This is a genomic window from Streptomyces humi, assembly GCF_001005085.2.
Classification (GTDB): domain Bacteria; phylum Actinomycetota; class Actinomycetes; order Streptomycetales; family Streptomycetaceae; genus Streptomyces; species Streptomyces humi.
Genome location: NZ_LBMU02000037.1, coordinates 175,592 through 189,039 on the forward strand (window position 1 = coordinate 175,592; position 13,448 = coordinate 189,039).

Sequence of the window (13,448 nt, forward strand, 5' to 3'; positions counted from 1 at the left end):
TAGCATCCTGTCCATGGCAGACACGCAGCAGGTGGACCAGGTGGACCAGAAGGCCGAGCGCAAGGTCGCGCGCCTCGCCAGGCAGATCGACGCCTTCGCCAAGGCCCACGGCGGCGCCGAGGGCCAGGTGGCCTACATCGGCGAACGCGGCGCCCGCATCGTCCTCGTCGGCGAGGACGGCGGCTGGGGCGACCTGGTGGCCCCGACGTACGAGATCGCCGAGCAGGCCGTGGCCAAGTCCGGCATCACGACCCACGAGTCCTTCGACGGCGAGTTCGCCGCGAAGGTGACGACGGGCCCGTACGAGTGGAAGCGCATGGCCGGCATCCAGATCGGCGGCTGATCCAGCGCCCTTTTCAGGGGTGCGGGGAACTGCGCGACGAGCCACATCCGGGCCCGCAGCCGCCGTACGACGCGTACTCCCGGGCTGAACCGCGACCTCAGTCCCGGTTCACCCGTTAAGACGGTCAAGCAACCGTCGTCCACGGGGAGCCCGGATGATCGAAACGCCGTCCCTGGTGGACCAGTACTGCCACGGCGTCCTCCGTACGGAGCTCGGCCTCGGTACCTTCGAGGCCCAGCTCGCCCGCACCGAAGGCCCCCCGGCCCCCGGCACCACCCTCTTCGACACCCAGACCGGTTTCGCGGTACGACGCTGGTGCCCCCCGCTCCTCGGCCTGGAACCCCACTGCCAGCCCGCCCACTACCTGGCCCGGCGCCGGGAACTCGGCGTCCTGGAGGCGGGCCGCCGGCTGCTGCGCGGCACCGGCATCACCACCTACCTCGTCGACACCGGCCTCCCCGGCGACCTCACCGGCCCCACCGAGATGGCGTCCACCGGCGACGCCGACGCCCGCGAGATCGTCCGCCTGGAACTCCTCGCCGAACAGGTAGCGGACACCTCGGGAACCGTCGAGTCCTTCCTCGCCAACCTCGCCGAGTCGGTACACGGCGCGGCGGCGAACGCGGTCGCCTTCACCTCGGTCGCGGGCCTGCGGCACGGCCTCGCCCTGGCTCCGGAGCCACCCGGCCCCGGCGAGGTGCGCGGCGCCGCCGGCCGCTGGCTGGCGGCCCGCCGGGTCGGCGGCGAGCTCTCGGACCCGGTCCTCCTGCGCCACCTGCTCTGGATCGCCGTGGCCTCCGGCCTGCCCCTCCAGCTGCACGCGGGCCTCGGCGAACCCGGCGCCCGGATCGACCGCACCGACCCGGTCCTGCTCACCGACTTCGTCCGGGCCACCGCGGGCCTGGGCACCGACCTGGTCCTGCTGCACGGCTACCCCTACCACCGCCACGCCGCGCACCTGGCCGGGGTCTTCCCGCACGTCTTCGCCGACTCGGGCGCGGCGCTGGTCCGCACCGGGGCCCGCGCGGCCACGATCCTCGCCGAGATCCTCGAACTCGCCCCGTTCGGCAAGATCCTCTTCTCCAGCGGCGCCCACGGTCTGCCCGAACTCCATGTCGTCGGCGCCCACCTCTTCCGCGAGTCCCTCGCCCGGGTGCTGGGCACCTGGGTCGCCGAGGGCGCCTGGTCCCTGGCCGACGCGCAACGCGTGGCCGGGCTGATCGCGGCGGGCAACGCGCGGCGGGTGTACGGGCTGGAGTGAGCCGGGCCCCGGGGACGCCTGGAGCCCGGGACTACCTGGGCCCGGGGCTACCTGGGCCCGGCGGCCGACGTGCTGACCGTGTCGTACGACTGGGCCGGCAGGCCGGCCGCCGTCACCTCGGCGCGCTCCCTCAGCGACAGCAGCACACGCAGCACACCGATCCACACCAGGCAGGAGCCGAACATGTGCAGGCCCACCAGGACCGTGGGCAGATGGGTGAAGTACTGGACGTAACCGATCACGCCCTGCCCGAGCAGGATCAGGAACAGGTCACGGACGCGGTCGCGCGGCCCCTGCGGCGCGTCGACGCCCTTCAGGAAGAACCACAGCGCGAAGGTCAGCGACACCACGATCCAGGCGAACACGGCGTGCAGCTCGGCGACGCCCGACCAGCTGACGTCGATCCGCTCGACCTCGCCGGAGTCGCCCGGGTGCGGTCCGGCGCCGGTCACCACCGTGCCCGCCGCGATGAGCACCAGGGACACGGCCACCAGCGCCCACACCAGCTGCTGCACGGCCCTGCCGACCAGCGGCTGCGGCTCCCCGTCGCCCTCGCGGGTGCGCTGCCACATCACGGCGGCGACCGTGATGAGGGCCGTCGCCAGCAGGAAGTGCGCGGCGACGGTGTACGGGTTGAGACCGACGAGCACCACGACGCCGCCGAGGACCGCGTTGCCCATCACGATCCAGAACTGCGCCCAGCCCAGCCTGGTCAGGCTGCGCCGGTACGGCTTCTCGGACCGGGCGGCGATGATCGCCCAGCCGACCGCCGCGCACAGCACGTACGTCAGCATGCGGTTCGTGAACTCGATGGCGCTGTGGTAGCTCAGCGCGGTCGTCGGGGTCAGCGATCCGTCGGTGCACTCGGGCCAGGTCGGGCAGCCGAGGCCGGAGCCGGTGAGGCGTACCGCGCCACCGGTGACCACGATGACCACCGACATGACGAGCGCGGCGAGGGCGGCCCGCCGGACGGTCCGGGGATCCGGGGTCCAGCGGTCGGCGATGAAGGCGAGCGGGTTGCGCAGGGCCGCTACGACGTCGGGGGGGGTCAGCTTTGGCACGCACACCATGGTAGGGGGCAGCTTGTGCACGCGTTCACTAGGGTCGGGGAACGGTTCCCGGGTCACCCCTCGGCGCTGCGTGTCGCCTCTCTGACCTGCGCGGCACGCCGACGCAGAGCGGCCGCGGCCGCCTCGTCGGCGGTGCACCGGGCCAGCCGCTCGTACACCGCGACCAGAACGGGGTGACACGGGCCGAGACGGGACACGAAAATGTGCTCCGCCATGTCCAGGACCTTCTTGGCGTCGCACTCGTCCCCGGTGGCCAGTGTGACCTTCCGGCCCGCCGGGCCCGCCGCCAGCAGGACCTCACCCAGGCGCGCGAGAGTCTTGGCCCGGTAGGGATGGTCCGCCTTGTAGGCGGTCACGTATATGGCCTCTGCCTCGAGGAGGTCCTGCTCCGCCTCCTTCGGCCGGCCCTGCGCCAGGCGGAGCGAGCCACGCTTGTTGAGACATGCCGCGTACTTGTGGTTCTCCGCCTCCCGGCGCTTCCTGTGCTGGTCCACGGCCTGTGACAGCAACCGGTCCGCCTCGTGCAGCTGCCGGGCCGCACTCCGGCTCAGCCGCAGCCGCGCCAGCGGCGAACGGGTGTTCCTGGCGAGGGCGCGGGTGGTCTCACCGCGCCGCCGCACCACGTCGGCCAGGAACTTCTCCACCTGCGCGGTCTCGAAGTTGTCGCTGTCCGGGTTGGGCGGGAAGCGTGAGAGCGCCGATCGGAGGTGTGCCTCGGCGGCCTCCAGGTTCCCTCGGTCCTGCTCCAGGATTCCCTTGCAGAAGACCAGTTCGGCCCGGAAGAGCGCGTGCTCGGCCGGTTCCTCGCCGTCCTCGGGCGGGATCAGGGCGCCGGCCGTGTCGTAGTGCCCGAGCGCCCGGGAAAGGTGGCCCGCGTTGCGGTGGATCTGACCCAGCCGCATCTCGGTGCGTGCCCGGTCGAGGCCCCGCCACTCCAGACCCCCCTCCTGGAACAGTCCCATCGCCTCCACGACGGACTGCTCGGCCTCGGCGAACTTGACCCGCTCACGCAGCACGTCCGCCCGCAACAGCAGGCACTCGGCGTGCAGCCGCAGCAACCCCGAGCGCTCAGCCCCGGGCGGGCAGGACGACAGCACGGCCTCGCATTCGGCCTTCAGTGAGCCGCACTCCTTCTCCGCCGCCTCCAGATCGGCCAGCCGGTACTTCTGACGGGCCACGTCCAGCAGGGACTCGATGCGTTCCCGGTCACCGCCGATCCCGTTCGCCCGGATCCAGGCTTCGTGCGCGTAGTACGACAGGACGTCCCTCTGATAGACGCCGCGGTGTTCCTGGTAGTCCCCCGCCTGGTGCATCAGGCGGGCCAGAGCCTCACGGGCCGCGGTGTCGCCCCGCGGATCGACGGCCCAGGCCCCGTCCTCCTCGATGTCCCTGCGGATCGCCTGGACATGCGGCATCAGACGCTCTCTGCCGATCTCGTCGGCGGCCTGCCCGGACGATGCGCCGGCCCCCTCGGCGAAGGCCGCCTCCACGATCCGGACGATGGTCTGCGACCACATCGCGCGCGCCCGGTCGTCCATGCCCTCCTTCACGGAACGCTGGATCTGCAAATGCATGCTGTAGTGGCCCGCGTCGCCCTGACGGCTCCTGCTGACACTGAGCAGCCAGCGGTCGCTCAGCAGCCGCGTCACCTTCGAGAAACCGTGTTCCTCCGCCAGGAGCATCCCCAGCGAGGGCGGTACCAGCGGCCGGAACCGCGGATCGCGCAGGAGCTGCCGGGGTATTCCTTCGGGAGCCAGGAACGCGCACAGCCGCAGCAGGTCCTCGGCCCTCGGTTCCTGGTCGACCACCCGCGCGATGGCGAGCCCGATGGTGGCGTCGGCGTCGGCGCCGATGCTCGGGCGCTCCCGCAGCTTGCGCAGGTAGTCCCTCGCCGGCACGCCCTCCGCGTCGATGTAGCTGCCGGCCTGGACCAGGGAGAGGGGCAGCCAGCCGAGGGCACTGCCCAACTCGTCCAGCACCCGGGTGTCCTCGGCGTCGTCGGCACCGTCGTCCCGGGCGCGGATCCGCGCCTGGAGGAGCGCCAGGCCGTCCTCGGGCCCGAGTTGGCGCAGCCCCACCCGCTCCGCCGCGATGTCGTACTTCTCCAGGACGTTGATCACCTGGGTCGTGATGACCACCGAGCCCGAGACGTCCGTGGGCAGGAGGAAGGGCCGCAGGTCCTCCCGCTCGCTGCGCAACGGTCCCAGGCTCCTGTCCTGGACGTCGTCGTAGACGAGCAGCCAGTCCGGTTCCTCCCGCAGCCGGCTCCACAGCCGGTTGAGGACCACGCTCTTCGACTCGTGCCCGGGGACGTCCAGGAAGGCCGCCAGTTCCAGGAGCTGGCTGGTGAGGAGTTCGTAGGTCGACGCCTTGAGCCACCAGACCAGGGCCGCGGTCTCGTCCCACCGCGACTTGGCGAAGTGTGCCGCCAGTTCGGTCTTGCCGACGCCGCCCATGCCGTGGATCACGCAGACCCGTAACGCGCCGGAGTTCTCCTCCTGAAGCCTCAACTTGGCGGCCACGCTCTGGAGTTCCTCGTCCCGGCCGACGAAGGGCTCGGAACGGCTCGGGATTTTGAGGTGGGATGTGCGCCGCTCGGTTCTGGGACGATGGACGCCGGAGTAGCCCGACAGCGCGGACACCCCGGCGAGTACGCCGGCGGACGTAGCGAGAGACAGGAGGGCCGTGCCATGCGTGTCCTGTGCGATCACGGACAGGAAGGCCGCCCCGGCACCGGTGACATAGCTCAGGGCGACCTTGATCCGCCGCCGCGTGACAAGTGACCGGTCGCTGTAGCCGAGTGCCATGGCGCCTCCCCCGAAACCGCCCGCAGTAACGTCCATTGTTCCCGTTGGCCGTCTCCGCGAACAGAGAGTGGCACGAGGCGGGCCGCGGCGTGCCCGGCTCCTCGCGGCGCGGCCTGTGTCCGCCGGTTTCCGCACAGTGGCCCCAACACCCGGAGGTGTGGTGGTTCGGCAGCAGACATTCCCAGGTCAGACAAGCGAAGCGAGCGAGGGACCGCACGTCGGGCTCGTGCACTGGGCGTTCCCGCCGTGCGTGGGAGGAGTGGAGACACATCTGTGGTCGTACGCGCGGGCTCTGACCGTCAGGGGGCTTCGGGTCACCGTCTTCACCGGGACGGTGGGGGCGCGGTCGCCCGGCGACGGGATCCGCATCCGGCAGCACCGTCTGCTGGATCTGTCCCGGCCGCACCGGCAGAGCGTGGGAGCCGTCCACGAGATGCGTGACTGGTTCCGTGCCGAACTCGCCGCGCCGGGCGTCGGCATCCGTCTGGTGCACGGGCACAACCTGCATCAGTTCTCCGCCGTTCCGGCCCGCGCACTGCGGCTGCTCAAGGACGAACTGGGGCTCGTGCTGCCGCACACCTACCACAATCTCAGGCGCCATCCGGCGGACGAACGGATGGCCAGGCAATGTGCGGTGTGGGACACCCACCACGCGGTGTCGGACTTCCTGGCCCGGGAGTGCGCCGACGTGCTGGCGCAGCCCGTCAGCCGCACCTACCTGGGGGTCGACACCAGCGCCTTCCTGGACATCCCCGAACTGGACGAGACCGGCGGGCGGCCCATCGTGCTGTTGCCGGCCAGGTTGGTGCCCAACAAGGGTGCCGAGCTCGCCATCCGCATGGTGCGCGACATCATCGCCCGTGGCCGCGGACTCCGGCCACCGGGCCCCACGGTCCGGCCCCGGCTGGTGCTGACCAATCCCTCCACCACCGTGGACTTCCGCCACGAGGCGGAGGGCTTCCGGGCACGGTTGCGCGGGCTGATCCACGACTGCGGGCTGGAGGAGGGACCGGGCCGGGACGTGGAGTTCCGGGAGGCCGGTGTCGACGACATGCGCAAGCTGTACGAGGAGGCGGCCGTCGTGGTGTACCCCTCACGGTTCGCGGAGCCCATGGGGCTGGCGCCGCTGGAGGCCATGTGCGCCGCTCGCCCGGTGGTCGCCATGCGCGTCGGTGGCCTGCGGGAGAGCGGTGGCATCCTGGTCGCACCCGGGGCCGGCGAGAGCGAGGAGGCGCTCGCCGCGAGGTTCGCGGACGAGGTGTGGCAGCTGCTCGTCGAGCCGTCACTGGCCCGGCGGATCGGCGCCGCGGGCCGCGCCCATGTGCGCGCGCACTTCGATCTCGGGCCCGTCCACGTGGATCCGATGCTCGACGAGTACCGACGGCTGCTTGCCATGCGGGCGTGACGGCCGGTCGTGGCAGTGCGCGGGCCGGTCCCGCGCACTGGGGCACGGTCAGCCGTTCTCCACGCGCCAGCCGGCCGGGAGTCCGGAGCACTTGCCCTCGCCCGCCGCGGTGACCTCCACGTGCAGGGTGTTCCCGGCGAGAGCCAGCCCCTCCACCAGAAGCGGCGCCGGATGGGCGGGGGCGACGGTGAGCACCCGCCGCGCGGCATCGGGCCGCAGTCCGAGAAGCGCCGTGAGCAGTGCCATTCCCGACGCCGCCGACCAGCCCTGCGGTCGGCAGCTGGCCGGGTAGGGCAGCGGCGGTGGGGAGGACGGCTCCCGGGCCTCACCGCCGTAGAGTTCGGGCATCCGGTGGTCGAAGTGCGTCGAAGCGTCGAGCAGCCCCTCCGCCAGCACCAGTGCCTCCCGGCGATGCCCGGCCGAGCACAGGCCGCTGACGGCGATCGCCGTGTCGTGCGTCCACACGGCACCGCCGTGGTAGCTGAAGGGATTGAAGCCGGGCACGTCCGCCGAACGGCTGCGCAGCCCCCAGCCCGAGCTCAGGCCCGGAGCCGCGAGCCAGGCCGCGACGTCCTTGCTGCCGGTGGCGTCGATGATGCCCGTGGCCAGGAGGTGCCCCATGTTCGACGCCGGACCGGTCACCGCCTGCCCGTCCTCGCCCACCGCCACCGCCGGATAGCGGGCGGCCGGCCCCGAAGCGGCCGGGACCCAGAACAGCTCGTCGAAGCGTTTGCGCAGGGAAGCGGCCCAGTCCCGCAGCTCCGCGGCCCGGTCGTCACGACCTCGGTGTTGCAGCAGCCCGGCCAGACCGACCGCGGCCTCGTACGCGTATCCCTGTACCTCGCAGACGGCCAGGGGCGGTCCCACGTGCCGCCCTTCGGCGTCCCGTACCGCGTCGGCGCTGTCCTTCCAGGACTGGTGGCGCAGACCTCCCGACCGGGAGTGGTAGCGCAGCAGCTGGTCCTCGTCCCGGGCGCAGCTCTGCCTGACCCATTCCATCGCACGCTCCGCGGCGGGCAGCAGGGCGTCGACATCGGCGTCCGGCATGCCCCAGTTCCAGGCGTCGACCAGGAGGGTGACGAACAGCGGTGTGGCGTCGACGGAGCCGTAGTAGCGCGAGGGCAGACTCAGTCCGTGACCGTGCTGGGCGTCGGCGGGACGCAGTTCGTGCAGGATGCGGCCCGGAGCCTCCTCGCGGAAGTCGTGGTGCTCGGTGCCCTGACGCCGTGCGAGGGCCCACAGGGTGCCGCGGGCCAGGCCGGTGCCCAGCGGGAGCATCATCCGGGCCGTCCAGATGGAGTCGCGGCCGAACAGCGTGAGATACCAGGGGCAGCCGGCCGCGACGAACTGGTCCTCGCCGTCGTCGGGGCCGGTACGCAGCGGGTCGGCGAGCCGCAGCGCGTCGAGGTCCTCGAGGCCGCGGCGGACGAGGGCGACCAGCCGGGCGTCGCCGCGCACCGTGGGCTTCGCCCAGGGCGCGGGGGTACGGGGGGCCACGGGGTGACCCGCCGGTGCCGTGTCCGTGCCCCCGGTGACGGTGAGCTGGACCGTCCAGCAGGAGTTCGCGGGCAGGACCACCGAGCGCCAGACGAGCGTGCCCCGCTCCGGCCCCGCGGACACCTCGGGCGCGGGCCCCGAGACCGCCTCGAGCCGGGCGTGTTCCCCGTCGCAGGTCCAGGACAGCGACAGCGGGCCCGCCGTGCAGGGCACCGCGGGGCCACGGTGTCCGCGTTTCACGTCGGCCACGGTCGCCAGGTCCGTGGCGGCTGTGAGTGACACGTTCAGGCGCCGTGTCCGGGTGCCGGTGTTGCGGACCGTCAGGGACTCCGTCCCACGGGCGGCCCGGGTCCGCTCGACGATCACCGAGGGATCGTCGGTGCCGTCCTGCGTGTACCGGTGCACCGCGGTGAACTTCACCCGGTCGGGTCCCAGCGGCTGCACACCGATGGGCTCGGGCTCCCGGCCGTCGACGAGGAGGCGCAGCGTGTGCAGCGACCGCCGGTCGTGGTCGTAGAAGCCGTCGACACGAGCGCCCGTCAGCTGCCCGTCTCTCGGGGACGCGGTGAAGGCCGGTGCGGTCACGCAGAGGACCACATCGTGCAGCAACGGTTGCAGATGTGCCCTCGCGGACGGGTCCAGGGGTTCTTGCACGGGGGTTCTTCCCCTTCTGTAGCCCTTACCGAAATGAGACACCAAGGGTGTCACCAGTGGGCGCGCCGCGGGGGTATTCGGTGACGAAAGTCCATTCGCTGGTGAGTTCCCGGCCTACCACCAGCGGACGGCTACTCCCAGCGGAAGAACCTCCCGGCCGCGCCCAGGGCCACCGCCGCCCACACCGCCAGGATCCCCAGGTCGGCCCAGGGCATGCCGGAGCCGTGCTGGAGGACGTCCCGCAGGCCGTCGGACAGGGCGGAGACGGGGAGCAGGGCGAGGGCGTGCTCGGCGCCGCCGAACCTGTCCAGCGGGACGATCACCCCGCCGCCCACGAGCAGCAGCAGGAACACCAGGTTGGCGGCCGCCAGGGTCGCCTCCGCCTTCAGGGTGCCCGCCATCAGCAGGCCGAGGCCCGAGAACGCGGCGGTGCCGACGACGAGGAGGAGCAGGACCGCGAAGGGGTTGCCGTGCGGCGACCAGCCGAGGGCGAAGGCGATCGCCGTCAGCAGGATCACCTGGAGGACCTCGGTGACCAGGACCGACGCCGTCTTCGCGGTCATCAGCCCCCAGCGCGGGAGCGGGGAGGCGGCGAGCCGCTTGAGCACGCCGTAGCGGCGTTCGAAGCCCGTCGCGATGGCCTGGCCGGTGAAGGCCGTGGACATCACCGCCAGCGCGAGGACGCCGGGGGCCAGGAAGTCGACCGACCGGCCCGAGCCCGTGTCGACGATGTCCACCGAGCTGAAGAGGACCAGCAGGAGGGTCGGGATGACGACGGTCAGCAGCAGCTGCTCACCGTTGCGCAGCAGCATCCTCGTCTCCAGGGCCGCCTGCGCCGCGATCATGCGGGGGAGCGGGGCGGCACCCGGCCGGGGGGAGTAGGTGCCCGTGGCGGTGGTCATGAGCGCAGCTCCTTGCCGGTCAGTTCGAGGAAGACGTCCTCCAGGGTGTGGCGTTCGACCGAGATGCGGTCCGGCATCACCCCGTGCTGGGCGCACCACGACGTCACCGTGGCCAGCAGTTGCGGATTGACCTTGCCCATGACCCGGTAGGAACCCGGGGTCAGCTCGGCCGCCGTCGAGTCCGCCGGGAGCGCCTTGAGCAGGGAGCCGACGTCCAGCCCGGGGCGCCCGGTGAACCGCAGCGTGTTCTCGGCGCCGCCCTTGCACAGCTCCTCGGGGGAGCCCTGGGCGATGACCCGGCCGGCGTCGACGATGGCGACGTCGTCGGCGAGCTGCTCGGCCTCCTCCATGTAGTGCGTGGTGAGGATGGCCGAGACCCCGTCGGCGCGCAGGTCCCGCACCAGGTCCCAGGTGGCGCGGCGGGCCTGCGGGTCGAGGCCGGCGGTCGGCTCGTCCAGGAAGACCAGTTCCGGGCGGCCGACCACGGCCATGGCGAGCGCCAGCCGCTGCTGCTGACCGCCGGAGAGCCTGCGGTACGACGTGCGGCCGCAGCCGCCCAGCCCCAGCCGTTCGATCAGCGCGTCCACGTCCAGCGGGTGCGCGTGCAGCTTCGCCACGTGCCGCAGCATCTCGTCGGCACGCGCGCCGGAGTAGACGCCACCGGACTGGAGCATCACGCCGACTCTGGGGCGCAGCTCGGCGGACTGCCGTACGGGATCGAGGCCCAGGACGCGCACCGAGCCGGAGTCCGGTCTGCGGTACCCCTCGCAGGTCTCGATCGTGGTGGTCTTGCCCGCTCCGTTGGGGCCGAGCACGGCGGTCACGCCCGGCCGGGCCACCAGGTCGAGGCCGTCCACGGCGGTTTTCGTGCCGTACCGCTTCACCAGGTCCCGCACCTGGACCACGGGCTCACTTCGCATGGTGACAGAGTCTAAGGACGTCGCCCGTCACCCGGACGGCCGGGTGGCCGGATCTCCTCCTCACGGGTCGGACTCACGGGTCGGACTCAGGGGTCGGACTCAGGGGTCGGCCTCACGGTCGGCCTCACGGTTCGGCCTCAGGGGTCGGGTGAGGCGGGCTCGACGGGATTGACACCGGGCGCGCTCAGGTGCTCCGTGAGGGCGTCCCGGGCGGCAAGAGGGCCGGTCGGAGGGGGTGTGGGCGGGGCTGCGGGAGTGGTCTGGAGGGGCCGCCGCACGTCACCCGTTCGGCTCAGGGGGGATCGATCACCGAGCGATCAGTGATCGTTTCCGCAGGTCAGATTAGGTATACCTAAGTGATGCAGGGCACCGTCCCGTCGCCCGGACGCGGCTTGCCTGCCTCTGAGGAATTACGCAACAATGGCGTTGTGAAAAACGTCGGCGAAGCTCGGGAGACCCCCATGGGGACCCCGCAGGAGGAGCTCGCGACCGGAGAGCGTTCGACGCGCAACCGGGTCGCGCGGTCGATCCTGGACCACGGGCCGTCGACCGTCACCGAGCTGGCCGGGCGCCTGGGGCTGACCCCGGCGGCCGTACGCCGGCACCTGGACGCGCTGGTCGCCGACGACGTCGTGGAGGCGCGCGAGCAGCGGGTGTACGGCGCGCGGACGCGCGGCCGGCCCGCCAAGGTCTTCGCCCTCACCGACTGCGGCCGCGACGCCTTCGACCAGTCGTACGACAAACTCGCCGCCGACGCGCTGCGCTGGATCGCCGAGCAGGGGGGCGGTCAGGAGGCGGTCGCCGCCTTCGCGCGGGCCCGGATCACCGCCCAGGCGAGCGTCTACCGCAGGGCGATCGAGGGCGTGAGCCCCGACAAGCGCGCCGAAGCGCTGGCCAAGGCCCTGAGCCAGGACGGGTACGCTGCAACGGCGCGCACCGCACCGGTCGGCGAACAGTTGTGCCAGCACCACTGCCCGGTCGCCCACGTCGCGGAGCAGTTCCCCCAGCTGTGCGAGGCGGAGACGGAGATCTTCGCCGAGCTGCTCGGAACCCACGTCCAGCGACTGGCGACCATCGCGCACGGCGACGGCGTCTGCACGACGTTCATCCCCAAGACATCCACTGACGCATCTGCAAGCACGGCCGGGAGGAACCCCGCATGACTCTCCCCACGGAGACTGCCCACCCTGAGCTCGAAGGCCTGGGCAAGTACGAATACGGCTGGGCCGACTCCGACGTGGCCGGTGCCTCTGCCAGGCGTGGCCTCAGCGAGGAGGTCGTCCTCGACATCTCCGGCAAGAAGTCCGAGCCGGAGTGGATGGCCAAGCTGCGTCTGAAGGGTCTGAAGCTCTTCGAGAAGAAGCCCATGCCGAACTGGGGCTCCGACCTCTCCGGCATCGACTTCGACAACATCAAGTACTTCGTGCGCTCCACGGAGAAGCAGGCGGAGTCCTGGGAGGACCTGCCCGAGGACATCAAGAACACCTACGACAAGCTGGGCATCCCGGAGGCGGAGAAGCAGCGCCTGGTCGCCGGTGTCGCCGCCCAGTACGAGTCGGAGGTCGTCTACCACCAGATCCGCGAGGACCTGGAGGAGCAGGGCGTCATCTTCCTCGACACCGACACCGCCCTGAAGGAGCACCCGGAGCTCTTCAAGGAGTACTTCGGCACCGTCATCCCCGCCGGTGACAACAAGTTCGCCGCGCTGAACACGGCCGTGTGGTCCGGCGGCTCCTTCATCTACGTGCCGAAGGGCGTGCACGTCGAGATCCCGCTCCAGGCCTACTTCCGTATCAACACGGAGAACATGGGCCAGTTCGAGCGGACCCTGATCATCGTCGACGAGGGCGCCTACGTGCACTACGTCGAGGGCTGCACCGCTCCGATCTACAAGTCCGACTCGCTGCACTCCGCGGTCGTCGAGATCATCGTCAAGAAGAACGCCCGCTGCCGCTACACGACCATCCAGAACTGGTCGAACAACGTCTACAACCTGGTCACCAAGCGCGCCGTCGCCTACGAGGGCGCGACCATGGAGTGGGTCGACGGCAACATCGGCTCCAAGGTGACGATGAAGTACCCGGCCGTCTACCTGATGGGCGAGCACGCCAAGGGCGAGACCCTGTCCATCGCCTTCGCGGGCGAGGGCCAGCACCAGGACGCCGGCGCCAAGATGGTCCACATGGCCCCGAACACCTCGTCCAACATCGTCTCCAAGTCGGTGGCGCGTGGCGGTGGCCGTACCTCCTACCGCGGTCTCATCGAGATCGGCGAGGGCGCCCCGGGCTCCAAGTCGAACGTGCTCTGCGACGCGCTGCTCGTCGACACCATCTCCCGCTCGGACACCTACCCCTACGTCGACGTCCGCGAGGACGACGTGTCCATGGGCCACGAGGCGACCGTCTCCAAGGTCTCCGAGGACCAGCTCTTCTACCTGATGAGCCGCGGCCTGAGCGAGGACGAGGCGATGGCGATGATCGTGCGCGGCTTCGTCGAGCCGATCGCCAAGGAGCTGCCCATGGAGTACGCCCTCGAACTCAACCGGCTGATCGAGCTCCAGATGGAAGGCGCGGTCGGTTAAGGACCACC

General features: G+C 71.4%; 10 protein-coding genes. 5 read left to right on the top strand and 5 right to left on the bottom strand.

Going from position 1 to position 13,448, the window contains the following annotated elements:
* Positions 1-13 precede the first annotated feature (13 nt).
* A complete protein-coding gene (locus tag AAW13_RS16770) occupies positions 14-343 on the top strand; it encodes a hypothetical protein (RefSeq protein WP_046733469.1) in 330 nt (109 codons plus the stop codon).
* Positions 344-497: 154 nt separating this feature from the next.
* Complete coding sequence (locus tag AAW13_RS16775; protein WP_046733470.1) at positions 498-1,604, top strand: amidohydrolase family protein; 1,107 nt, start codon at positions 498-500, stop codon at positions 1,602-1,604.
* A 47-nt stretch (positions 1,605-1,651) separates the two neighbouring features.
* On the opposite strand, the gene AAW13_RS16780 is transcribed toward AAW13_RS16775, so the two are convergent.
* Both AAW13_RS16780 and AAW13_RS16785 read right to left on the bottom strand, forming a co-directional pair.
* Positions 1,652-2,674 carry a COX15/CtaA family protein gene (locus tag AAW13_RS16780; RefSeq protein WP_046733471.1) on the bottom strand — a complete coding sequence of 341 codons (1,023 nt, stop codon included), beginning with the start codon at positions 2,672-2,674 and terminating at the stop codon, positions 1,652-1,654.
* Between the two features lie 53 nt (positions 2,675-2,727).
* Positions 2,728-5,481 (bottom strand): NB-ARC domain-containing protein, encoded by a 2,754-nt coding sequence (locus AAW13_RS16785; RefSeq protein ID WP_046733472.1) that lies wholly within the window; start codon positions 5,479-5,481, stop codon positions 2,728-2,730.
* Positions 5,482-5,740: 259 nt separating this feature from the next.
* On the opposite strand from AAW13_RS16785, the gene AAW13_RS16790 reads away from it, so the two are divergent.
* On the top strand, positions 5,741-6,886 hold the full coding sequence (locus tag AAW13_RS16790; RefSeq protein WP_052768729.1) for a glycosyltransferase family 4 protein: 1,146 nt from the start codon (positions 5,741-5,743) through the stop codon (positions 6,884-6,886).
* A 48-nt stretch (positions 6,887-6,934) separates the two neighbouring features.
* Here AAW13_RS16790 and AAW13_RS16795 read toward each other — a convergent pair whose 3' ends face one another.
* From AAW13_RS16795 to AAW13_RS16805, 3 genes are all read right to left on the bottom strand, one after another.
* Positions 6,935-8,968 carry a glycogen debranching N-terminal domain-containing protein gene (locus AAW13_RS16795; RefSeq protein WP_167391715.1) on the bottom strand — a complete coding sequence of 678 codons (2,034 nt, stop codon included), beginning with the start codon at positions 8,966-8,968 and terminating at the stop codon, positions 6,935-6,937.
* 200 nt (positions 8,969-9,168) lie between these two features.
* Positions 9,169-9,939, bottom strand: a complete 771-nt coding sequence (locus tag AAW13_RS16800) for an ABC transporter permease (RefSeq protein ID WP_046733475.1) — start codon at positions 9,937-9,939, stop codon at positions 9,169-9,171.
* Positions 9,936-10,859 (bottom strand): ABC transporter ATP-binding protein, encoded by a 924-nt coding sequence (locus tag AAW13_RS16805; protein ID WP_046733476.1) that lies wholly within the window; start codon positions 10,857-10,859, stop codon positions 9,936-9,938. Before AAW13_RS16805 ends, AAW13_RS16800 begins: the two co-directional genes overlap by 4 nt.
* Positions 10,860-11,287: 428 nt before the next feature.
* Here AAW13_RS16805 and AAW13_RS16810 point away from each other — a divergent pair, with 428 nt between their 5' ends.
* Both AAW13_RS16810 and sufB read left to right on the top strand, forming a co-directional pair.
* Positions 11,288-12,022, top strand: a complete 735-nt coding sequence (locus AAW13_RS16810; RefSeq protein WP_046733477.1) for a helix-turn-helix transcriptional regulator — start codon at positions 11,288-11,290, stop codon at positions 12,020-12,022.
* On the top strand, positions 12,019-13,440 hold the full coding sequence (sufB, locus tag AAW13_RS16815; RefSeq protein WP_046733478.1) for a Fe-S cluster assembly protein SufB: 1,422 nt from the start codon (positions 12,019-12,021) through the stop codon (positions 13,438-13,440). Before AAW13_RS16810 ends, sufB begins: the two co-directional genes overlap by 4 nt.
* Positions 13,441-13,448: the final 8 nt, after the last annotated feature.